At 63.3% G+C, this 23,333-nt stretch carries 20 protein-coding genes; 9 read left to right on the top strand and 11 right to left on the bottom strand.

Annotated features, from left to right (window positions below):
* Positions 1-78: 78 nt before the first annotated feature.
* The 3 genes from ABD884_RS07150 to polA form a co-directional block, all read right to left on the bottom strand.
* Positions 79-1,023: a polysaccharide deacetylase family protein gene (locus ABD884_RS07150; RefSeq protein WP_345041391.1), complete on the bottom strand. Its 945-nt coding sequence runs from the start codon at positions 1,021-1,023 to the stop codon at positions 79-81.
* Positions 1,024-1,064: 41 nt separating this feature from the next.
* Positions 1,065-2,381 (bottom strand): GNAT family N-acetyltransferase, encoded by a 1,317-nt coding sequence (locus ABD884_RS07145; RefSeq protein WP_345041382.1) that lies wholly within the window; start codon positions 2,379-2,381, stop codon positions 1,065-1,067.
* Between the two features lie 89 nt (positions 2,382-2,470).
* Complete coding sequence (gene polA, locus ABD884_RS07140; protein ID WP_345054664.1) at positions 2,471-5,113, bottom strand: DNA polymerase I; 2,643 nt, start codon at positions 5,111-5,113, stop codon at positions 2,471-2,473.
* A gap of 181 nt (positions 5,114-5,294) precedes the next feature.
* Between polA and ABD884_RS07135 the strand changes: the two genes are divergently transcribed.
* Positions 5,295-5,762, top strand: coding sequence for a hotdog fold thioesterase (locus ABD884_RS07135; protein WP_345041375.1), 468 nt, complete (start codon positions 5,295-5,297; stop codon positions 5,760-5,762).
* A gap of 1 nt (position 5,763) precedes the next feature.
* Here the strand turns inward: ABD884_RS07135 and ABD884_RS07130 are convergent, their stop codons facing one another.
* From ABD884_RS07130 to ABD884_RS07095, 8 genes are all read right to left on the bottom strand, one after another.
* Entirely contained in the window at positions 5,764-6,315 is a 552-nt protein-coding gene (locus tag ABD884_RS07130; protein WP_345041363.1) for a dihydrofolate reductase family protein, read from the bottom strand.
* A 36-nt stretch (positions 6,316-6,351) separates the two neighbouring features.
* Entirely contained in the window at positions 6,352-6,573 is a 222-nt protein-coding gene (locus ABD884_RS07125; protein WP_345041355.1) for a hypothetical protein, read from the bottom strand.
* Complete coding sequence (locus ABD884_RS07120) at positions 6,570-7,784, bottom strand: inorganic phosphate transporter (RefSeq protein WP_345041349.1); 1,215 nt, start codon at positions 7,782-7,784, stop codon at positions 6,570-6,572. The genes ABD884_RS07125 and ABD884_RS07120 overlap by 4 nt, the downstream gene beginning before the upstream one ends.
* Positions 7,785-7,947: 163 nt before the next feature.
* A complete protein-coding gene (locus tag ABD884_RS07115) occupies positions 7,948-8,451 on the bottom strand; it encodes an HAD domain-containing protein (protein ID WP_345041344.1) in 504 nt (167 codons plus the stop codon).
* A 52-nt stretch (positions 8,452-8,503) separates the two neighbouring features.
* The gene (locus ABD884_RS07110) at positions 8,504-12,619 is read right to left on the bottom strand and encodes a Pls/PosA family non-ribosomal peptide synthetase (protein WP_345041337.1); all 4,116 of its coding nucleotides are present in this window, start codon (positions 12,617-12,619) and stop codon (positions 8,504-8,506) included.
* A gap of 34 nt (positions 12,620-12,653) precedes the next feature.
* The gene (locus ABD884_RS07105) at positions 12,654-13,718 is read right to left on the bottom strand and encodes an aspartate aminotransferase family protein (RefSeq protein ID WP_345041326.1); all 1,065 of its coding nucleotides are present in this window, start codon (positions 13,716-13,718) and stop codon (positions 12,654-12,656) included.
* Positions 13,715-14,089, bottom strand: coding sequence for an aminotransferase class III-fold pyridoxal phosphate-dependent enzyme (locus ABD884_RS07100; protein ID WP_345041320.1), 375 nt, complete (start codon positions 14,087-14,089; stop codon positions 13,715-13,717). Before ABD884_RS07100 ends, ABD884_RS07105 begins: the two co-directional genes overlap by 4 nt.
* Positions 14,090-14,200: 111 nt before the next feature.
* Positions 14,201-15,640, bottom strand: coding sequence for an aspartate kinase (locus ABD884_RS07095; RefSeq protein WP_345041312.1), 1,440 nt, complete (start codon positions 15,638-15,640; stop codon positions 14,201-14,203).
* Positions 15,641-15,806: 166 nt separating this feature from the next.
* Here ABD884_RS07095 and kynA point away from each other — a divergent pair, with 166 nt between their 5' ends.
* The 8 genes from kynA (at position 15,807) to ABD884_RS07055 (ending at position 23,317) form a co-directional block, all read left to right on the top strand.
* Positions 15,807-16,676 (top strand): tryptophan 2,3-dioxygenase, encoded by an 870-nt coding sequence (gene kynA, locus ABD884_RS07090; RefSeq protein ID WP_345041308.1) that lies wholly within the window; start codon positions 15,807-15,809, stop codon positions 16,674-16,676.
* A gap of 60 nt (positions 16,677-16,736) precedes the next feature.
* Positions 16,737-17,975 (top strand): kynureninase, encoded by a 1,239-nt coding sequence (gene kynU, locus ABD884_RS07085; RefSeq protein ID WP_345041301.1) that lies wholly within the window; start codon positions 16,737-16,739, stop codon positions 17,973-17,975.
* Complete coding sequence (locus ABD884_RS07080) at positions 17,972-18,820, top strand: PaaX family transcriptional regulator (protein ID WP_345041296.1); 849 nt, start codon at positions 17,972-17,974, stop codon at positions 18,818-18,820. Before kynU ends, ABD884_RS07080 begins: the two co-directional genes overlap by 4 nt.
* 190 nt (positions 18,821-19,010) lie before the next feature.
* Positions 19,011-20,114, top strand: coding sequence for a LolA family protein (locus ABD884_RS07075; protein WP_345041291.1), 1,104 nt, complete (start codon positions 19,011-19,013; stop codon positions 20,112-20,114).
* Complete coding sequence (locus ABD884_RS07070; RefSeq protein WP_345041287.1) at positions 20,111-21,097, top strand: ABC transporter ATP-binding protein; 987 nt, start codon at positions 20,111-20,113, stop codon at positions 21,095-21,097. Before ABD884_RS07075 ends, ABD884_RS07070 begins: the two co-directional genes overlap by 4 nt.
* Positions 21,098-21,173: 76 nt before the next feature.
* Positions 21,174-21,974 (top strand): ABC transporter permease, encoded by an 801-nt coding sequence (locus tag ABD884_RS07065; protein WP_345054661.1) that lies wholly within the window; start codon positions 21,174-21,176, stop codon positions 21,972-21,974.
* Between the two features lie 27 nt (positions 21,975-22,001).
* Positions 22,002-22,622: an L-threonylcarbamoyladenylate synthase gene (locus ABD884_RS07060; protein ID WP_345041277.1), complete on the top strand. Its 621-nt coding sequence runs from the start codon at positions 22,002-22,004 to the stop codon at positions 22,620-22,622.
* Between the two features lie 2 nt (positions 22,623-22,624).
* Positions 22,625-23,317 carry an alpha/beta hydrolase family protein gene (locus ABD884_RS07055; protein WP_345041265.1) on the top strand — a complete coding sequence of 231 codons (693 nt, stop codon included), beginning with the start codon at positions 22,625-22,627 and terminating at the stop codon, positions 23,315-23,317.
* Positions 23,318-23,333 lie beyond the last annotated feature (16 nt).

The raw sequence follows: 23,333 nt of genomic DNA, 5'->3' as shown, positions 1-23,333 counted from the left end.
TCATCCTGAATTGTGGATTGTAAATTTGCGCGCACCTAGCATGCGCCCGTTCATTCTAGTCGTTCGCCTTGAGGAGGGTCAAAGCGTCAGCGTGTCACCGAGCCGCGCGAACGTCACACCGCGGTCCAGCAAGCCCGGCAAGGCACGCGCATACCCCTCGGCGGTTCCACCGGCAGGTTGGTTGAAATGCGAGATCACGATCTGGCCTGCGCCCTGTCCTACGCCGATTTTTCCCACCTCCGCCGCCACCGTGGGGGCCGGGAAGGTCGCACCGCCGTCGCCGTTCACGGTGAAGCTCACAGGAACAAGTTGCAGAGCGCGGGTGATCGCGGCCGCGACATCGTCATAGTAGGCGGTTCCCGCCCTGAAGAAGCGGGGGACTTTCCCGCAAAGTTGCTCCATAACCTCTTGGTTTCCCATGATTTCGTCATACACCTCGCCCACGGTGGACGTGCCCGCGATGCCGTAAGCGGAACGCCCACTGACCGATAGCGGCCGATGCTGGAAGCCGTGATTGCCCAATTCGAACAATGGATCAGCCGCGAGATCGGCAGCCAGCCCGGGATTGGCCTTGATCCAGCGCCCGTTGAGGAACAACGTGGCGGGGACATTGAGCTTGCGCAGGGTCTGGAGCAAGCGTTGATCGCAGTCCGAGCCGTGGGGGCCACCACAGGCATCGAACGTCAAGACCGCGTGTGTGGACGCTGTTTTCGAAACCACTCCAGTGACATCAAGCCCCCATTCGACGGGTTTGCGCCCGGAGAATTCGGTCACAAGCTGCGCTTTTGACGGGACTGCCGGACGCGTTTCGGGCACCACCGGACGTTGGCTGACATCCTCCAGGACCGGCGTCGAAGCCTGGGCCGGCGTCGAAGCCTGGGCCGGACGAGCCCTGGCTGCTTGCGGTTCCCCGCAAGCAGCCAGGGCCGTCGCCGCAAGTCCTGCGGCCACGGCCAGCAACGACCTCCGGCGAGGCAGCACTGATTGGCCGGTGGACGGTCCACCCGGCGCGAATTCCCCCATGGAATCCTTCTTCTGTTGTAGGTCCTGCGTGTGGGTTTTGCCTAGAAGTGGGTCAGGCAGTGGGCTGGACGTTCAACGGCAAACATGTGCTGGGCAGTCACTGTTGCGCCCGGCGTGTGCTCCCGGATCCGTCCTGCCGAAGCCAAGGTTACCGGACTCACGGCGCCCAAATAGACAGACCCCAGATCCGTGACGTCCATGCTCAGATCCGGGCGCACATCCTGGCTCCCGCCACTGGCGTCCCTGACGGTGACCACACTGCCGTCGGACGCCAATTCCCACGTACCGTCGGCAAAGCCGAGCGCATCCCGGATTTTCAAGACCAAACGCCCGTCGGTGCCGTAGCGGCGGGCTGACAAAGCCGCAGGGACGTCCAGGACACGCAACCACAACATGTCGCGGTAGTCCGACGACGCGACGCAACGACCGTCCACAAGGGACCACGCGAGCGGATCTTCGACGGGCGCATCAACCCAGGAGACCTGGTCAACGAGGTCGATGCTGCCCAGGAACTGCCACAGTTCCAAATACCCGGAATCGGTGGCAGCGATGAGGTCCACGATTTCCACGGTGTACGGCTTCGAGTCCCAGCCGGCGAACTTGTAGGACACGTAGCCGTCAATGGTGCCGTCCGGCGCATAGTGGAGGGCACATTTGATCGCTTTGTCCTCGCTGCCGTCGCGCGTCATGGCTCCCGACACGTGGTGGCGGTAGGAGTCCTGGCGCACGATCGACCCGGGAGTGCGCCGGTGAACGCCGTCGAAAATCCCGGGCGCCAGTTCGAGCAGGACCTTGGGATCCGCGATTTCCACCCGGCCAACGGGCTCGTGACGAACGCGGAATCTTGGACCGGTATCCACCTTGATGCTCCGCTCAAAGGTGGCGACACCAAATCCAAAACGGCCGTAGATGGATCCCTCGGAAGCCGTCAGTGCCGCCATGGCCAAGCCATCGTCCCTGGCGTCGGCAAGATCGGCGGTCATCATCCCCCGCAGGATGCCGTGGCGCCGGTGCGTGCCGCGGACGGTGACGGCGGTGATCTGGCGTGTCCGCAGTTCCTGGCCGAAGCCAACGTTGAGCTTGTTTTCCAACGTTCCAAAGGTCGCCACCGGAAATCCCGGGCTGAGCGCATGCAATGGAGGTTCGTCGTTGACGTAAACGCCCGTCAGCTCGCGGTTGTCCGCTTGGTACATTGCGAGGATTTTGTCGATAAGGTCATCGCTTCGTTGCTCCTCGTGGAATCCAAAGCCGACGGCCCGGAGCCAATCACGTGCTTGTCCGTAGTCCGGGTTCTCCTTGTCGACGGAACGAAAGCGCCTAACAGTATATTTTTCTTTTGTTTCCTTGGGATCAGCCACGTCCCGAGCCTAGCCAGACCGCACGGAGCACGCCACCATAGTGGCGGCGTGCCCCGTGCCGGCCGGTCAAATCCTGCACGGGCCTCCGGCTAGTGCCCGGCTTCGTACCAACTGGAGCCGACCCCGAGCTGCACATCCAGGGGCACCGTCAGCTGGGCCGCCGACCCCATTTGTTCGGCCACGAGCTTTTCGACCGCTTCGCGTTCGCCGTGGGCTACCTCGAGCACGAGTTCGTCATGGACCTGCAACAGGATCCGCGATGTGAGCCCCTGGCTGGTCAACTCTGCTGAAACTCCGAGCATCGCCCGCTTCATGAGATCCGCAGCCGAACCCTGGATCGGCGAGTTCAACGCAATGCGTTCGGCGATCTCCCGGTGTTGGCGGTCCGTGCTGGTCAGGTCCGGAAGATACCGGCGCCGGCCTTCGATCGTGGAGGTGTAGCCATCGATCCTGGCTTGCTCGACCACGCCGCGCAGGTAGTCGCGCACTGCGCCGAAGCGGTCGAAGTAGTCCTTCATGAGGGTCCTGGCTTCGTCGACCGAGATTTCCAGTTGCTTCGACAGGCCAAACGAGGTCAGCCCGTAGGCCAGTCCATACGACATGGCCTTGACCTTGGAACGCATGGCACTGGTGACGTCTTCCGGAGCCACATTGAAGATGTGCGAGCCCACATAGCGGTGCAGGTCCTCGCCCTCCTTGTAGGCCTGGATAAGCCCCTGGTCTCCGGAGAGATGCGCCATGATACGCATTTCGATCTGCGAGTAGTCAGCGGACAACAGGCATTCATAGCCTTCGCTGACCACGAAGATCCCCCGGACGCGCTTGCCTTCCTCACTACGCACGGGGATGTTCTGCAGGTTGGGATTGTTCGAGGAAATACGCCCTGTGGCCGCGACGTTTTGTGCGTACGTGGTGTGGATGCGGCCATCCTCGGCCACTGATTTCTTGAGCGTCTCCAACATCTGCGCCAGCTTGGAAGATTCACGGTGGGCCATGAGCTGGACCAGGAACTCGTGGCCGGTCTTCTCCAGGAGGGCCTTCAACGAGGCAGCGTCTGTGGTGTAGCCGGACTTGATCTTCTTTGTCTTCGGCAAGCCAAGTTCCTCGAAGAGGACGGTCTGCAGTTGCTTGGGCGAGCCTAGGTTGACTTCGTGGCCGATCGCGGCGAACGCCTGCTCCTGCGCGTTGTCGATCACCTTGGAGAGGTCCGCCAGCTGTTCGTTCAGGCGGTCCAGCGAGATGGCGATACCCGCAAGTTCCATCTGGGCCAGAACCCGCGCGACAGGCAGCTCCAGCGTGGTCAGGAGGGCTTCGGCCTTGCGTTCGGCCAGCTCGCTTTCGAAGTGCTTGCTCAGTGCGTGCACGACGGCGGCCTCCTGGACGAGCGCGGCAGCCGCGGCCCCGTCCGGCCCGTCACCGAGCTCAAGCTCCAGTTGGCCACTTTGCGTAGCTGCCGTGGCGAGAGTGATCCGCAAATGGTGCTGGGCGAGTTCGGCCAGTTCGTAGCTGCGGCGATCCGGCTGGATCAGGTAGCCCGAGATGGAAGTGTCATCCACCACGCCTTCCAGGCCAAGACCCCGGTAGTGCAGGGCCTTCAGCGCGGACTTGAATTCGTGCATGACCTTGGCTTCTTCGGGGTCCCGCAGCCACTTGGCCAGGACGGCATCCGCCGCCGCGTCCAAGCTTGAAAGGTCAATGTAGGCGGCTCCGTTGGACCGCACCACGGCAACGGCAGCGGCGTCGTCGCCAATCCGCCCCGGAACCAACTGCACTGCGACTGCCGCTCGGCTCCCCGCACCGGCAGCGAAAAAGGCTTCCAAGGCGCCGGCTTCGTCCAGGACCGCATAGGCGGGCGCTTCGATGGTTTCCGGGGGCGCTCCGGCGGTGTCATCGCCATACAGCGCGAACAGCCGGGCACGGAGCGTCCTGAACTCAAGGGTATCGAACAGGGCCTCGACCTCTTGGCGGTTGGGACGCGGTTCTTCCAGTTCGGCGAGTGTCACCGGGAGCTCAAGGTTGCTCAGCAGCTGGTTGAGGCGACGGTTGCGTTTGACGGCATCGAGGTTTTCTTTGAGCGCACCGCCGACTTTGCCGCCGATCGAATCCAGGTTTTCCAGGATCCCGTCCAGGCCGCCGTAAAGATTGATCCACTTGGCAGCGGTCTTGGGACCGACGCCTGGGACGCCCGGGAGATTGTCCGCCGACTCCCCCACGAGCGCGGCGAGGTCGGAGTAGCGCGACGGCGGAACGAAGTACTTTTCTTCGATGGCCGCCGCGTCCATGCGCGGGATGTTGGAAACACCCTGCTTCGGGTACAGCACGAACACATTGTCCGTGATCAGCTGGAAGGCGTCCCGGTCTCCCGAAACCAAGAGGACTTCGTAACCTGCGGACTCGCCCCGGGCGGCGAGGGTGGCCAGGATATCGTCCGCCTCGTAGCCGGGCATCTTGATGGTCTTGATGCCCCAAGCCGCCATGACCTGGTCGATGAGATCTATCTGTCCACGGAATTCGGCCGGGGTTTCATTGCGACCACCCTTGTATTCGCTGTATTCGGCCTTGCGGAAGGTGGTGTCATCCGAGACGTCGAAGGCGACCGCCACGTGGGTGGGTTTCTGGTCCTTGATGAGGTTGATCAGCATCGAGGTGAATCCGTGCACGGCGTTGGTGTGCTGTCCCGAGGACGTGGCGAAATTCTCTGCAGGCAAGGCATAGAACGCCCGGAATGCCATGGAGTGCCCATCGAGGACCAGAAGCCGGGGGCGGCTACCCGCCGTCGTGCCTGCGATGGTTCCTGAAGGGTCTGGTGTCGTTGCGGTGGTAGTCGATGTTGCTGTTCCAGTTGACACTGGCGTTTCAGTTGGAACCGAGTCCGGTTTGGTTGTTTCGCTCACAGGTGCCAGCCTAGTTGCCATGATGGACAATTTCACGCCGGGCCCATTCACTGACGAGCTCAATGCAGCCGGCGTTCCGCAGGAGTTACATGGTTGGCTTTCGCGCTATGGCGTGGGCTCGCTCGTGGCGAAGATGGGCATCACATTCCTTGAACTGGGCCCGGAACGGACCGTTGCCACCATGCCGGTGGAAGGCAACACCCAAGTTGCCGGCATCCTCCACGGCGGAGCCCATGTGGTCCTCGCCGAAACCTTGGGCTCCTTCGCAGCGGCCTTGCATGCGGGAGCCGGACGCCACGTGGTGGGGATCGAGGTGGGTGCAACCCACCACCGTTCGGTAGCAAGCGGCCTGGTCACCGGCACATGCACAGCCATCCACTTGGGCGGGACGCTCGCCACCCACGAAATCGTCATGACCGACGAGCACGGGCGCCGCTTGTCGACGGCCCGGATCACCAACATGATCCGGGAGAATCAGCGCCACTGACTCAACGAGCCCGTCCGGGGAACCTATACCGCAGCTCCACTGCCGCGCCGCCAAGGGTGCGGCACGAGAGCAACTCAAGCGACGCCGTCGGGCTCTCGACTGGCAGGAGACGCTTGCCGGAACCCAGCGCGACGGGGATCAGGGTGACGATCATCTCGTCCAACAGTCCCGCCTTGGCGAACTGGGCGACGAGGTTTCCACCGCCAACCAGCCATACGTTCTTCTCGCCGGCGTCGGAAAGCAGGTCCGATGCAAACTCCTCGACCTCACCACGCACGAACGTGACATCCGCTCCCGCGGGCGCGGAATATTCGCGGTGGGTGAAGATCCAACAGGGGATACCGGGGTAGGGCCACGTGCCGGCTTCATGTTCCATGAGCCAGCGGTACGTCTGGCCGCCCATGACAACGCAGCCGATGCCCGTCATGAAGTCTTCGTAACTTTCGGTGACGCCTTCGGCTTCTTCGAACTGGAGCAGCCAGCCGAGATCGTCCTCATGGGTGGCGATGAATCCGTCAAGCGAGGATGCCACGTAGTACTGGAATTCCGACATGGCCCCACCCTACTCATTCGGCCGCGGGGTTCCCAGCTACTTCGTGAAGTACGGGACGATCAGATAGATCCCGAAAAGCACCGCGATTCCGCACGCTATGAAACAAAGATAGGCAAAGGACCGGACCAGGCCCGGTGACTTCTGCCGGGCGTCGCCCGCGATGGCAGTGAGGCGAACACCGAGCGAGTACAGCACTACCAATACCACTGCCGCCACCAGGGTCGCCCCGGCGACCTGCACCAGTTCCAACCACTTCATGCCTGGATGTCCTTACTTTTGCTCTTGCCCAGACTTTGTTTAACAGTCTGCTTCTTGCGGAAGCGGACGGCAGTGCCGGCCTCCTCGACTTCCACCGCGTTGTGGTGGCCCACGTGCGACTTCCTCGAGTAAATGAACATGTAGACGACGACGCCGGTGCCCACGATCGCGGCGATCGCCACGCCGACGGAGCCGGTTCCGATGAGGAAAGCGGTCAGGCCGCCCACGATGGCGGCGGCGGGGAGGGTGAAGAGCCAGCCAGTGGCGATACGACCCGCTGTTCCCCAGCGGACCGTCGTGCCTTTACGTCCGAGTCCCGAGCCGATGACCGAACCGGAGGCCACCTGCGTGGTGGACAGCGCGAAGCCGAGATGGGAAGACGCAAGGATCGCCGAGGCGGTGCTGGCCTCCGCAGAAAAACCTTGGGCCGGCTTGACGTCGGTCAGCCCGGAGCCCATGGTCCGGATGATGCGCCAGCCGCCAGCGTAGGTTCCGATGGCGATGGCGAGTGCGCAGGCACCGATGACCCAGAGCTGCGGGCCGCTGCCGGCGGGCTGGGTTCCGGCGGCGATCAGGACGAGGGTGATGATCCCCATGGTCTTTTGAGCGTCGTTGGTGCCGTGGGCCAAGGCTACAAGACTGGAGGTGAAGATCTGGCCGGTGCGGAATCCGCCGCGCTTCTGGGCCAGCTTGTCACCGGTTTCGGGGTCGTGCCGGGACGTCAGGGCGTAGGCCAGTTTGGTACACAGATAGGCCACGGCACCGGCGAGCAGCGGGGAGAAGACGGCCGGAAGAATGACCTTCTGGAGCACGGTATCGAAGTTGACGGCATGGAAGCCGATGCCAACGATCGCCGCACCTATCAGGCCGCCGAAAAGCGCGTGGGAAGAACTCGACGGCAGCCCCTTGAGCCAAGTAAACATGTTCCACAGGACGGCTCCCATCAGTCCGGCGAAGATGATCTCGGGGGTGATGTGGATACCGTCCGTGCCTTCACGGATAAGGCCTCCGGAAATGGTCCTCGCCACTTCGGTCGACAAGAACGCGCCTACGAGGTTGAGGACCGCGGCCAGGGCAACAGCCGTCTTGGGCTTGATGGCCCCCGTTGCGATTGGAGTGGCCATGGCGTTCGCCGTGTCGTGGAACCCGTTGGTGAAGTCAAAAAATAAGGCCAGCGCTATAACAAGCGCGACCATGAAGGTGATTCCCACCTAGTGCCCAATCTGCAGAGTCGACGATGCGCAGTTCCACTCCCCCGGGCCCGCCGTGCACAGTTCAGCAAATGTTCATATGACTTCACTGGCGGAATTCAATAGGGCGGTCTGAAACCTTATGAATCCTACGTGCCAATGACGGCATGGCCAAACACCGAATTTATCCCAGGAATTGTCGAACCGCCGCTATCTCGCTCCGGGAGAGGCCCCGCCGCGGGTCTGGTGAGATCCAAAGCACACGGCTGCCGAGGAATTCGACCCAGGATCGGGCCGCGGCTTCATGGGCCAGCTGGTCATCCATCCATACGATGCGATCGACTCCGGACTCTTGGACGTCCCTCTGCAAAACATCCAGCTTCCACCAATCGGCACTCATGTCCCAGCCGTCGCTGGTCAGCACCGGCCAATGCTCACCATGGAGGCCGATTGCCGGGCACAGGAACTCCGGGGCCAGCCGCTGCCACGTGGTCAGCCAGACGAACCTCGCTGCGGGGTGGACGGCGAGCTGGTTGAGCCCTTCAACCAATTCGGCCGCATACACCACCTCCAATATTCCGGCGTCAGCGATCTTCCACTCAGTACCCCAATCCGTGAAGCCCATGGGACCGAAAGGATTCACGACGCCGTCGACATCGAGGTACAGCGACACCCTCACGGTTGTCATGCAGCCCCCTCCCGGACGTGCCAACAAGGCCAGCGTAAGGCAAACGCTGGTGTCAGCGCAGTACGGCTTGCCGGGTCAATTCGCGCGCAGGATTGCCGCCGAAGATACCCCCTGCCGGGACGTCCTCGCCCTTCATGAGGAACGAGTCGGCTTCGAGTTCCGAGCCATCGTGCATGGTGGTGCCGTAATGGATGAATGCGCCCACCCCCAGGGTGCACCCGGTGCCGACAGAGATCGCATCCAGCTTGAACGCGCCATCCTCCATGGAATGGCACTGCACGACGGAGTTGGCATTGAGGGTGCAGTGGTCTCCGATGGTGACGAGAGTCCTTTCGGGAATCCCACAGCCGTCGTCGAAGACCTTCTTGCCCATGCGGACCCCCAGCAGTCGCCAGATCACCGGTTTGAACGGTGTCCCATTGAACATCTGCACGACTCCCCCGGCACTGAGCTTCCAGAATCGTTCATGCCGCCAGAAGGGTACTTCGTAGATCGAGCAGAGCACGGGGGCAAGTCTTCCGAAGCCCAGGGATGCCCGCTCCACGAGGATTGTCAGAACGCTCGTGGTCACGATCATGGCCCCCAGCCCCGCCAAGGCGCCGATGCCCCCTGCGTTGGGCAACAGGGTCTGCGTTGCCCACGCCGCGAGGAGGATCACGTACAGCTCGACCCAGCGGGCAAGGAGATAGAGGGCCACTGTCACGGCGTTGTGCCGGTTCTTTGCCGGGAGGCGGCGCCGCAGTTCATCGGCTGTCCTGAACCGATCAAAGGTGCTGTCGCGGTCCACGGTCCGCGGGATTTCAAACGGCGGCGCCCCCAGGAGGCCGACCCCTTGGCGCAGCGGACCCTCCAGCGGCACCATCGTCTTGGTCCCGATCAGGCAGTTGTCGCCCACGGCAGCCCCGGCGGGATAGGCAATGTTGTTACCAAAGAAGCTCTTGGTCCCGATGGCGGCAGGCGAGAGCCGGAACGCCGTGTCCGAGTAGTCGGCGTTGATGATGGAGAGACCGTCCGAGACCATGGTGCCGGTGCCGACAGTAATCATGGTGGGGCTGTCATGCTTGAGCCCGACACCGAAGTTGGAGCCGGTCTGCACCATGTTCGGTTGTTTGTAGCCCAAGAGCTTCAAGTAGTGCACGATCATGGAGCTGTCGCCGGTCAGTTTAAGGAGTTCCTTGAGGTTGGTCAGCCGCTGCATGGTGCGGAAAAGTCCGAAGCGGGCGCCATAGAGCGGGTAGTCCTTGCCAGGGACGAGCACGAGCGCCAGCAGCCTGGGAACGGTGGCTGCAAGGACGAAGGCGGTGACGATGCTGCCGAAGAGAACGATGAACGAGAGCAACAGGAGCGTCGCCCAGAAGCTGAGCCGGGTCGGGTCTGTATCGCCCGAAGGGAGCGAGGCGAGTACGACGTCGAGAGCCGCGAGTGCGGCGGATGACACCACCATGTGGATGACGACCGTCCAGAAGCTGAAGCTAACCCGACGGCGCGTTCCGCTGTTGGCCTGCCCCGCACGGCGGAAGCCTGTGCCAGCGGGCTGGGCCGGCGAGCCGTTCCAGATGGAGCCAGGGGGAACGCTTTGGAATCGGTGCAGTGACGAGCTGTGTCCCAGTTGGGCGTCGTCGCCCATGACTGTATCGATGTCCAGCACGGACTGCTCGCCGATCAGAACGTTGCGCCCCAGGGTCACGGACCCCGTCTGGATCCGGCCGGCGTGGGCCCGGTAGCAGTTGAACGTGGAGTCCTTCCTGATGACCGTGTCCGCGCCCACCGTCAGCAAATCGGTGCAGGCCGGAATCTTTGAGGAGAGGACCGTGACCCGGGGGCCGATCTTGGCCCCCAATGCCTTCAGGTACAAGGGGAAGACCGGTGTCCCGACAAACATGCGGATGGGGCTCGTGTTAATGACGGTCTTCACGAACCAAAAGCGGAAGTAGCTCAGGGACCAGACGGGGAACTCTCGGGCCTTCCAACGGCCGATGAGGACCCACTTCAGCCCGACGGGCAGGATGGCCAGTACGAGGAACGCCAGTGAGCCGACGCCGGCCGAGCGCGCCACGAGGTCGATGGGCTGCCGGGACGCCGCAATCCATTGTTGGCCGGCGAAAGGAATGAGGACCGCCACGTAGGCGTAGGCCAGCGCGGCGATTGCCTGCAAGGCCCCACACAAGACGTACTGGCCTGTCCCGACACGGAGGAAGGGCACCGCCGCGGCTTCCGAGCCGTCGTCGGCGCGGGCTGGGGACAACCTCGTTTCATTGGCGTCCAGGGCGGCCGCCAAAGCAGCGATGGTCGGATGGGCATAGACATCGCGCATCGAGACGGACGGGGAATGTGCTTCCTTGCGGACGTTCGCGCAGAAATGCGCCATCAGCAGGGAGTTTGCGCCGAGGTCGTTGAAGAAGTTGGCCGTGGCGGAGACTGACGTGAGCTGTAGGGCCGCAGCCAAGGCCGGGGCGAGGATCTGCTCCGTAGCCGTTGCCGGGCTCGTGTCGGCGAAGTCTGTACTGATTGCGCGTGGACCGCTGGGATTCGGAAGCTTTTTGCGATCCACCTTCCCGCTGACCATCACCGGCATGCTCCGGAGGTACTGGAAATAGCCCGGCACCATGTACGCCGGGAGTCTTTCGCCCAGCCACGTCCGGATTTCGATTCCCTCCACTCTTGCTGCGCCTTCGTACATCGTGTAGTAGGCAACAAGTTCCGTCATGCCCGGCTCGGGTTCCCAGGTCTTGACGACGGCCACCCCCATGCCCGGCATCTGCAAAAGCACGTTCTCGATCTCGCTGAGCTCGACCCGGTAGCCTCGGACCTTTACCTGCGTGTCAGTCCGGCCGTGGTATTCGATCTCATCGCGCTCGTTGAACCTGCCAAGATCGCCGGTGCGGTAGATGCGGTGGGAGGGGTTGTCCTCCAAGCCGAGGAAATCGGGAATGAAGGCCTTTTCGGTGAGTTCGGGCCGGTTGATGTAGCCCTGGGCGAGCCCGATGCCGGCCAGTCCGATTTCGCCCAGCTCCCCGTGAGGCAGTGCACGGTCCTCGACGGGGTCCAGGATGACTGCCGAATAGCCGGGCAAAGGTTTGCCCAGGGTCACGGGCCTGCCGGGCTCCGCCGTGCCCCAGGTGGCTGTCACGGTCGCTTCGGTAGGCCCGTAGACATTCAAGAAGCGCCGCCCGGGCCTGTGCCAACGGACCACCAGGTCGGCGGGACATGCCTCGCCGGAGACGAGGAGGAACCGAAGACCGGGCACCTCGTCGTCAAGGGTGGCGAGCAGGGTGGGTACGCAGCAGAGTGCCGTGATGTTCCGGGCGCTGATGAACTCCGCAAGATCCGCGCCGAGAAGGTTGTTCCCGGGCGGCCTTGGGACCAAGGTGGCCCCCACCATCCAAGGCACCCAGATCTCCTCCACCGAGAAATCGAATGCCGTGGTCATGCCCTGGTAAACCCGGTCATCTGCGTTGTAGCCGTAGGTGTCGGCGGCGACCCTCACGAAGTGGCAGATGCTCGCGTGGGATATGGCTACCCCCTTTGGTCTTCCGGTGGAGCCCGAGGTGTAAATGATGTAGGCAAGGCCGTCGGCCGAGCTAGTAGGCGCGGGCCAGTCCAAGCGGGACGGGGCGAACGCTGAAATTTCCCGGTCCGCTTTGTCCAGGTACATCGCGCGAGCCGCAGCATCAGGCAGGAGAGTGTCCGCGAGGCGGGATTCCGTGAGGACCATGGCTACGTCGGAGTCGGCGACAATATAGGAAATTCTGTCCGACGGAAACGCCGGGTCGAGGGGCACGTAGACGGCATGGGCCTTGAGGACGGCCAGCATGCAGATGTAGGACCGCACCGCGTCGTCAAAGAGCAGTGCGATTCTGTCGCCCGGGCTGACCCCGTGGGCCAGGAGGAAGCGGGCGAGCCGGTTCGCCCGGACGTCGATTTCTTCATATCTCAGCGGTCCATCCGCTGTGTCCACGGCGGGATGGCCACGGCGGCCTTCGGCTTGCTGCCGGTCGCATCGTTCTTCGAAGAGCTCCTCAAGGCGCTCTTCGGCACCCCTCGGGGTGGAGGAGGTGCCCCGCTCTGCGCCTACCAGCACCAAGGTCCTGTCCCTGGGGTGTGCCTTGAGCCTGGCGCTTGTGGGCGCTTTGCTGGGGGTCCTGCCCTGGTCCACATGTCTTCCCACGCTTCGCTCCCAATGCAGTCTCGGTGTCCTGGCCCTAGGGGGCCGCTTCGCCTGTTGTCTTGTTGGCGGCGAGAGCCGCTTGCTTGTCAAGAGCCGCTTGACCCGCCCTGGAACTTTGTTCGGTAATAGCGGCCAGTAGGAGCTTGCATGCGGCCTCGACGAGCTCTTCCGTGATGTTCAGCGGGGGAAGGAGCCTGACCACGGCGTCGTCCCGGCCACCGCATTCGAGAATCAGGCCCAGCTCGAGGGCGCTGAGTTGAACTGCACGGGCCATGTCCCCTGCCGGGCGGCCTGTCTCCGGATCGGCGAGTTCGATTCCCCACATCAGGCCGCGGCCGCGAACCTCGCGCACCCAGGGATTGACGGCCAAAGGACTCAATAGCCGGCGTATCTGCTCCCCGCGCCTGCGTACGTTGCCGAGAACATCGTCGCGCCGGATAACCTCTACCGCTGCGGCTCCCGCCGCGAAGGCGAGCTGGTTTCCTCGGAACGTGCCCGTGTGCGCGCCGGGGAGCCAGCAGTCCAGTTCCTTGCTGTAGATGATCAGCGCAACGGGGAGGCCAATTCCGCTGAGGGCCTTGGAAGCGATGATGACGTCCGGCTCGATTCCGAACTGCTCAAACGCGAACCACGTCCCGGTACGGCCGCACCCGGTCTGGATCTCGTCGATAATCAACGGAATCCCCAGCTCCCGGGTCACCCTGCGCACGGTTTGAGCGAATTCCGTCGTCGCCAGGACAACCCCGCCCTCGCCCTGGACCATTTCCATAATGACGGCCGCAGGAAGGGGAATGCCTCCGAGGGGATCCTTGAGGGAATTTTCGAGGAACTGGACACAGTTGGTTGAACACGTCGCCCGGTGCAGGCCAACCGGGCACCGGGAGCAGTAGGAGAACGGGAAGAAGTGCACTCCGGGCATCCCGTTCGCTACCGGGCGCTTCTGTTCGACGAGCCCGGTCAACGCCATGCCCGCGGCGCTGCTGCCATGAAACCCTCCTTGGAACGACACAATGTCCGCGCGCCCGGTAGCCGTCTTGCACAATTTGATGGCAGCATCCACGGCATTCGCACCAGTCGGTCCGCAGAAGTGGATCTTCATCCTGTCGGCGAGTCCCCGGGGAGCATCGACAGCTGTGCCCTCGTGAAGGCGTCTTTCGCCGGTGTCGGGAAATCAAGTCCATGGCTCAAACTGTGCACCTGACCGGCGACAACGTCAGCCAGTTCGGGATGGCTGTGGCCAAGGGACAAAACTCCGGCGCCGGACAGGAAATCGATGAAGACATTGCCGTCCATGTCCCGGACAAAGGCCCCTTGGCCTTCGGCGATCGCTATGGGCAGATGCCGCGGGTAGGTCCTGGCACTGGACTCGGCGCGTTCCTGGTGCGCCAACATTTCGGCGGATCTGGGTCCTGGGAGGGGTCCGGTGACGTGCGCCGAGGTCAGTGTTGCCTGCTGCGGGAGAGTGTTCATGGCAATAGGTCCTTATCCCATGGATCCGCAAGGCGGATCCATGACTGAGCGCTTCCCGCGGTTCGTTCCTCTTGGCCACGGGGAGAAGGGGGAGCCGGCGCTGCGGCCCCGCTAAGTCGCAGTGACGGCCTCCTCCCCGGCATACTCCAGCCCGAAGGCTGACCGAACGGCGCGCCTCGCGTCCTCAAGCACGGCCGCCCGCATGGTGACATCGATGCACATGTCCGACGTCGAAATCAGCTCGATGTTGACGCCGGCGTCCGACAGGGCTTTGAAGAGCCGGGAAAATACCTGGGCATCCGTGCGCATCCCCAGCCCGATCAGCGACAACTTGCCGACTTCGTCGTCGTAGTGAAGTCCGCGGAAGCCAATGGCCACCTGGGATGCGGAGAGCGCCGACCGCACACGGTGCGCGTCACGGCGGGCCAGTGCCAGGGAAATATCGCTTCCACCTGCATTCCCGGACGACGCGTTCTGGACGACCATGCTGACGTAGGCATGCTCATCCGCAAGAATCCTGAATATTTCGGCGGACTTTCCGGCTACGTTTGCTACTCCCACCGCTGTCAGCATCGCCATCGACGAGTCACACTCAACCGCGGAGACCACTGGCTGCTCCACAACCGGAACCCTGTCCCAGTCGGGCTTATGGTCCCATGTCGGCTTATGGTCACGGCCGGGTCCATGGTCCTGAACGGGCATGACCAGTGTTCCCCCTGCACGGCTGAATGAAGAGCGCACATGGAGGGGGACGCCAAACCGGCTGGCATACTCGAGGCCCCTGGGATGCAGCACCTTGGAGCCGGAGGCAGCCAGTTCCAGCATTGCCGGATTTGAAATGACGTCGATTTTTTGTGCCTTGGGAACGACGCGGGGGTCCGCGGTGTAAACGCCGTCCACGTCGGTGTAGATTTCGCACATCCCGGCACCCAAGGCGGCGGCCAAGGCTACCGCAGTGATGTCTGAACCGCCCCGGCCCAGCGTGGTGACCCCTTTCTTCTTGAGCCCTTTTCCCTGGAACCCGGCCACGATGGCAACTTCTTCGCGCTTCAGGCATGCGCGGATACGGCGCGGGTCGACGTCGACAATGTGTGCCTTACCGTGGACGCCGTCGGTAACCAGTCCGGCTTTCTTTCCGCTGAAAGTCCGGGACGGAACCCCCCGGTCCGACAATGCAATCGCCAAGAGCATCACCGAGATCCGCTCGCCGGTGGTCAGCAAGGTGTCAAGCTCGTCTGCGGGAGGACTGGGACTCAGGGACACTGCCAAGTCAAGAAGTTCGTCGGTGGTGTCGCCCATTGCCGACACCACGACCACCAAGGGGTGTCCGGCCGCCCGGGTCTCAGCGATCCGCCCGGCCACGCGCTTGATGGCTGCCGCGTCGGCCACGGAGGATCCCCCGTATTTCTGCACTATGAGGTCCCGGCCTCGAAGTTTTGTGTGCGCTTGAAGCGCACTTTGTTCGATACCGAGGCGGTGTTCTGGTCCAACTACCTCCGAATGCTGACTGCCTGCTGATATATCTCGGATGCTGACTGTCTGCTGGTACATGGAGCCTCCTGGAGCCCGCATACCCCCTTGCCGATTTTACAACGTATAGACCTCGCGAGCGGTTCACTCAGGCAACAAAAAGGAACCTTAGGAAGACTCGCAACAACCAAGGCTTTTCATAAATTCACTATATTGACGCCCGTCACATAACTGATACGCTCAAGACATGGAAAAACCAACGGGCCACTCCGCCCAAAGCATCAGGCACATCGAGGATTCGGTCCGTACCGACTTCAGCCAGGCCATGTCCTACAGCGGGTATCTGGACCTTGACCGCCTGCTGACGGCCCAGCACCCGTTGAGTACCCCTGAACACCATGACGAATTGCTGTTCATCATCCAGCATCAAACGAGCGAGCTATGGCTCAAGCTCGTCCTGCACGAGCTCCTTGAAGCCCGCCGGCTCCTTGATGCGGACCATCTTGCCAAGGCCCTGAAATGCATCGCACGGGTCAAGGCGATCCAGCGGACCATGACGGAACAGTGGTCAGTCCTTGGCACCCTGACACCGCGCGAGTACTCCGAATTCCGGCGCTTCCTGGGCAGCTCGTCAGGGTTCCAGTCCCACCAGTATCGCGGCGTAGAGTTCCTGCTGGGCAATAAGAACCGCGACATGCTCCGGGTCTTCGAGAGCGATCCGGCAGCGCACAGCCAGCTCAGCACCCTCTTGGAGGAGCCGACGCTCTACGATGCCTTCCTCGCAGTCCTCGCGCGGGCCGGCTACGCCGTTCCCCCTCAAATCCTGGAACGGGACACCAGCGAACCGTGGACGTTCCAGAAGGAGCTAGTCCCCGTCTTCCAAAAGATCTACGAATCGGAAGACACCCCCTGGGGATTCTACGAGGCATGCGAAGACCTCGTGGACATCGAGGACAATTTCCAGACCTGGCGCTTCCGCCACTTGCGTACGGTGCAGCGAACCATCGGATTCAAGGTGGGCACGGGCGGCTCCTCAGGCGTCGACTTCCTCAAGCGGGCCCTTGGCTTGACCTTCTTCCCGGAGCTCTACGCCGTCCGCACCGAAATCGGCAACTGAACAGCAATTCCAGCCAAGCCAGCACGTCCAGCAACCCCATCAGTTTCCTTCAGGAGAGACATGAACAGCGCGCAGCAAACGCAACGGCCGACGTCGGCAGAACTCGACGCCGCCGATCCCCTCGCCGAGCAGCGTGAGGCCTTTTATTCCCCGGCAGACGGCCAGCTCACCGCTTACTTGGACGGGAACTCGCTCGGGCGCCCTCTCAAGGCCACTTCGACCAAGCTGGCTTCGTTCGTCGAGGACGCCTGGGGCAGCCGCCTGATCCGGGGCTGGGACGAACAATGGATGGACGAGCCCACCACAGTCGGTGACCGGATCGGCGTCGTCACCCTGGGCGCGGCTCCCGGCCAGGTCACCGTGGGTGACTCCACGTCGGTGATGCTCTACAAGCTCATCCGCGCAGCAGTGGATGCGCAGCCGGACCGCAACGAGATCTTGGTGGACCGGGACAACTTCCCCACCGACCGTTTCATCATCGAGGGCATCGCGTCCGAAAAGGGCGCCACCATCAAGTGGCTCGCTTCCAACCCGGCCTCCGGTGTCCGGACCACGGACTTAGAGGGCCTGCTCAGCGAGCGGACCGCCGTCGTCGTGCTCAGCCACGTAGCGTACCGTTCCGGTTTCCTCGCCGATGCCGCGGCGATCACTACCATGGTGAAGGACGCCGGGGCGCTCATGCTCTGGGACCTGTGCCATTCGGTGGGTTCAGTTCCCGTCGAACTGGACGCCTGGGGCGTAGACCTCGCGGTGGGTTGCACTTACAAATACCTCAACGGCGGCCCGGGCTCCCCCGCCTTCGCCTATGTGAACGCATCGCAGCAGGACCGCCTGCAACAACCCATTTGGGGTTGGATGGGGGCCGACAACCCCTTCGGCATGACGGAAAGCTACCAGCCGGCCAAAGGCATTCGGAGCTTCATCACCGGCACTCCTTCAGTGCTCGCCATGCAGCCGCTCAAGGACATGGTGGAACTGATCGCGTCAGTCGGCATGGATGCCGTCCGGGAGAAATCCATCAAGCTCACCGAGTACGCAGTCGCCTTGGCTGAGGAGATGCTGGTCCCGCTCGGCGCCGAGATTGTCAGCCCGCGCAACACGGAGGAGCGGGGCTCCCACGTCACGGTCGACCATCCCCTCTTCGGCGAAGTGACACAGAAACTGTGGGAGCAGGGCGTCATCCCGGACTTCCGTCCGCCGCACGGTCTGCGGATCGGCCTTTCGCCGCTCAGCACCAGTTTTGCCGAGATTGAGCTGGGCGTAACCGCCATCCGTGACGCCCTCGCCGAACTCTTGTGAGTGCTGTCCTTGACGACATGGACTCCCGGCCGGGAAGCACCACGTCGTTGCTACGCACGGTCATCGGCTTGTACCTGCGTGAGGCCGGCGGATGGATGTCCACCAGGCACATCATCGCCCTCATGGAGGCCCTCGGGGTTACCGCGGCTGTAACCCGGACGGCATTATCCCGCTTGAAGAAAAAAGACATCATCCTTCCTCAGCTGCGTCTCGGTTTTCCCGGCTTCGCGGTCACCGCCGGCGCCGCAGCGATGCTTGCCCGCGGGGACCGCCGGATCTTCAACCCCCGCCACATGTCACCCGTAGACAGTTGGTGCCTGATTTCCTTTTCCATCCCGGAAACCGAGCGGGAAAAGCGGCACCAACTCCGGCGGAGGTTGCACTGGATTGGCTGCGGCACGGTGGCAGCCGGCCTGTGGATCTGCCCGGATTCGCTCCGCGAGGAAGTGGAGGAGATCCTGGCGGACCTCGAGTTGCGCCCCCTGGCTACGGTGTTCGTCACGGAGACCCCCTTGGTCGGCGGCAGCCTCCGCGACGCGGCCGCGGCCTGGTGGGATTTGGAGGCCGTGGCAGAGCTGCATCGCGACTTCATCGGGCATCATGGCTCAGCGGCCGATGCCGGGGGCCCGTGCGGAGCCTCTCCTAGGCCCTCCGCCGGAACATTTGCCCGATATGTCCGGTGTATCGACCGCTGGCGGATCATTCCCTACCTCGATCCAGGGCTACCTGCGGAATTCCTTCCCGAGGATTGGCCCGGCATGGCCGGAATCGCTTTGTTCGAGCGCCTCGGGGCCGCCTATGCAAGGCCTAGTGCGGAATTCGTTCGGACCACCCTGAAGATGTAGCCGCGGAACGGATTTTGGGCTTCTTTCGGGAGTCCGGCCGGCACATGGAAGCAGAAGCTGGCCGGGCCGGGCTTAGTTCGTGCTCCCTGCGGATTCCTGCATAGACCGGCCAGGACTCCTACCTTGAGGAAGCACGTGATCACCCCGGGCACCAGGAGTAGTCTTGAATCATGAACTTCCCCTGTAGTGGATGGTTCGCGAGGTTGCCATGACCCGCGTCTGGTTGCGTTGGTTGCCCGCCGCTATGGTTCCCCTAGCCCTTGCTGCGGCGGCCCTGGCTGGTTCATATCAAGCGGGAGCTGCGACGAGCCTGCCGAATAAAACGGCCGAAGAAGTCATCGCAATGATCGCCCGCTCTGACGTCCGTGCTTTGTCCGGAACGCTTCAACAGAACTCCGATCTGGGACTCCCCCAATTCCCCTCCACTGGACCGGTTGCCACCCAGGGCCCGGCTTCCGTCATCGAGTTATTGAGCGGTTCACACACGGCCCGGGTCTACATGGACGGCCCTGCCAAGGCCAGGTTCCAAGTGATGGACATGCTCGCCGAGCGTGACCTCGTCCGCAATGGCACCAATCTCTGGCTCTACAACTCGGCCGACAACAGTGCTGCGCATATGACGCTGCCCGTGGAGCCAAAACCGGGCCCGGCCCTGCACTCTCCGGCAACTCCCGGAGTGACCACACCTGACGTCGTCGCGCAGCACTTCCTCGCCGCAGTCGGGCCGAGCACCGAAGTGACCGTAGGAGAAGGAACCACGGTGGCCGGCCGCACCGCCTACCAGCTGGTGATCAAGCCGCGCAGCACCGGGACACTCGTCGAATCCGTGACCATCGCCGTCGACTCCGCCTCCGGACTGCCGCTCGGCGTCGACGTCAGGGCCCGGGGCCAGGCCGCAGCGGCCTTCTCGATCGCCTTCACCGACGTGAGCCTGTCAACGCCCGACGCCGGCTTGTTCAGTTTCACCCCGCCGCGCGGTGCCGCAGTGGAGGAGAAAGCAACCCCGCAAATGCGTGCATTCCCGGACAAGACCGGCCAGGGGCCGCAAACCAAAGCAGCAACAGGCCAGCCGTCGATCACAGGCAGCGGCTGGGACGCGGTAGTCGCGTTGCCCGCAGGCACCATGCCCACCGACGTCCGTGCCGCTCCCATGACGGCCCAGCTTAGCCAGGCCGTGCCGGGAGGCCGGGCGCTGACCACCAGCTTGGTGAGTGTCTTGATGCTCGACGACGGCCGCATCTTCGCGGGAATGGTGCCACTTGAGCGGTTGCAGGCCGCAGCCGCCGCCTCATGACGGAGGGATCCCCGCCAGCGCAACTGGCGATAGAAACACAAGGCCTCAGCAAGCGCTTCGGCCACCGGGACGCCGTCGACGGAATCGACTTGGCAGTTCCCCATGGTTCGGTCTTTGGATTCCTCGGTCCCAACGGCTCGGGCAAGACCACCACCATCCGCCTACTGCTTGGTCTGGCAGCCGCCACGAGTGGCCACATCCGGGTGCTTGGCGGCGAAATGCCGCGCCACCTGGCAACAGTCCTGCCCCACGTCGGCTCGTTGGTGGAAGGACCGGCCTTCTACCCTTTCCTGTCCGGGGCCGCGAATCTTCGGCGATTGGACAGCGCCGATCTGCACGCTTCCCGCCGGACCCGGGCGGCACGCGTGGAGGAGGCCCTCGAGAGGGTGGGGTTGACACACGCTGCAGGCAAGAAGGTCCGCGCCTACTCCCTCGGGATGAAACAACGCCTGGGGATCGCCCACGCCCTGCTGCGGCCGAGGGAACTGCTCGTCCTGGACGAACCAAGCAACGGCCTTGATCCACAAGGGACCCGCGAGGTGCGGAGCCTCGTCCGTTCCCTAGCGGACGGTGGCACCACAGTGTTCGTTTCCAGCCATCTCCTTGCGGAAGTGGAGCAGATGTGCACACATGTAGGCGTCATGAGTGTAGGCAAACTCGTGGCGCAAGGAACCCTCCACGATCTCCGCGCCGCGGGAAAGGCCACGATCCGACTCCATACGCCCGATGTTGAGGCCGCTGTCCGCGTCCTGTCCCGTTTGGGCTTGCGGCCGGAACTGTCAGCAGCTCCTTCCGGCTCGTCCGGTCCCGATGGCCAGAGCCTCGTGAGCACCGGGCCGCCGGGCAGCAGTGTGGTTCCCGAGGACATTGTGGCTGCCCTCGTGTCGGACGGCGTCCGGGTCCGGGGATTCGGCGTGGAAAACGCCAGCCTGGAGGAGCGCTTCGTCTCGCTCACCGGAGAGGGCTTCGACATTGCTGGCTGAACGCGGAACCGAACCCTTCCCGGGCACGCCCGGCGCCGGGCCTTCAGGCGCCCGGCCATCAAGCTCGTGGTCGCTCCTGGCCTCGGAGCTCTCGGTCCTGTTCAGACGGCTGCGGACATGGGCCATGCTGCTGGCGCTCGCAGCGATTCCCGTCCTCATTGCCGCTGCGGTCAAGCTGAGCTCGCATCCCGTCGCTCCGGGTCGCGGGCCACCGTTCCTGGACCGCATCACCCAAAACGGGCTCTTCGTCGGCGTGACGGCGATGATCGTTTCCGTTCCCTTGTTTCTGCCCCTCACGGTCGGGGTAGTGGCGGGCGACACGATTGCAGGAGAGGCGAATCTCGGCACGCTCAGATACTTGCTCGTGGCGCCGGCGGGACGAATGCGGTTGTTGCTCATCAAATACGCAGCCGCGGTGGTGTTCTGCCTGGCAGCAACCCTGACGGTGGCCGCCGCCGGTGCGCTGGCCGGCGTCGCACTCTTCCCGGTGGGTCCCGTCACGCTGCTCTCCGGCGACACGATCGACGTCGGGCAATCCGTGGTGCGTTCCTTGCTGATCTCTGCCTATATTGCCGTGTCGTTGCTCGGGCTCTCCGCTATCGGGCTGGCAATCTCCACCTTTACCGACGTCCCTGTCGGAGCCATGGCAACAACCGTTGTGCTGTCCGTGGTGTCGCAGGTGGCCGACAATCTACCACAATTGGACTGGCTGCACCCGTGGCTGTTCAGCCACTACTGGCTCGGTTTCGCAGACTTGTTGCGCCAACCCATCTCCTGGACGAGCTTCGGGGACAACGCGTTACTGCAGGCGGGCTACATCGTGGCTGCCGGCGCTGTGGCCTATGGCAAGTTCACGAGCAAGGATGTCCTGTCCTGAAGTACGGCGTGCCCGTAAGCTCATGGCATGGCAAGATTCTTCGACGTCCACCCCCAGGACCCTCAACCACGCGCAATTGCCCAGGTGGTGAACATCCTGCGGTCGGGCGGACTGATCGCGTACCCCACCGATTCCTGCTACGCACTCGGCGCCCAAATAGGCAACAGGGAGGCCCTCGATCGGATCCGCTCGATCCGCCAGCTCGACGGCAAGCACCACTTCACACTGGTCTGCAAAGACTTCGCGCAGCTTGGCCAATTCGTCATGATCGACAACGACGTATTCCGGAGCATCAAGGCCGTCACCCCGGGCAGCTACACGTTCATCCTGCCCGCCACCAAGGAAGTCCCGCGCAGGCTCCTGCACCCCAAGAAAAAGACGGTGGGCGTGCGGATTCCGAACCATAACTTCGTCCAAGCCCTGCTGGCCGAACTCGGCGAGCCGCTCCTATCCAGCACGTTGCTACTCCCCGACGAAGAAGAACCCTTGACCCAAGGCTGGGAAATCAAGGAACGCTTGGACAACCTGGTGGATGCGGTGATCGATTCCGGCGACTGCGGCGCGGAACCCACAACCGTGGTGGACTTCTCCAGCGGCACGGCTGAAGTGGTGCGGCGCGGGACCGGCGATCCCTCACGCTTCGAGTGAGCATGGACGCCGCCGAAACCCGTATCACGATAAACACGATAAACACTGAAGACACTGAAGACACTGAAGGCACCCAGGTTTCCGGTATCTACGCCCGGCCCGACAAACCGTTCGCAACCCTCGTGCTCGCCCACGGAGCCGGGGCGGGCATGGAGCATCCCTTCCTCGAAGGCCTCGCCCGCGCATTGAACGACGACGGCGTCGCGACCTTGCGCTTCAATTTCCCTTACCGGGAAGCCGGCAAGAGATTCCCCGACCGGCCGCCTGCGGCGATCGCTGCCTGGCGAGCCGCCATGGAATTAGCGGCGTCCCGTTCAGAGGGCGAACCTCAATGGGCTGCGGGAAAGTCTTTCGGCGGTCGCATGGCGTCGATGGCCGTCGCCGAGGGCATGCCCGCGTCCGGACTCGTCTACCTCGGTTACCCGTTGCACCCGCCAGGGAAACCGGAGAAGCTCCGCGACGAGCACCTGTATGGACTCACGCTGCCGATGCTGTTCCTCCAAGGCACCCGGGATACCTTCGCGACTCCGCAGCTCCTCGAAGACGTCGTGGCCCGAATCGGCCCCACCGCCTCCATCGAGTGGTGGGACGGTGGCAACCATTCCTTTGAACGCGCCGGGGTCAAGAAGAGCGCGGCGGACATCGGGGCGTCCCTGGCTGCACCGGTCTCGGCATTCCTTCGCAAGAACAGCTGAGCCACCCGCAGAAGCA

The sequence above is a fragment of the Arthrobacter methylotrophus genome (assembly GCF_039539965.1).
In the GTDB taxonomy this organism is placed as follows: domain Bacteria; phylum Actinomycetota; class Actinomycetes; order Actinomycetales; family Micrococcaceae; genus Arthrobacter; species Arthrobacter methylotrophus.
The sequence above is the reverse complement of the archived record's forward strand: the minus strand, read 5'-3'. Positions and strand labels throughout refer to the sequence as shown.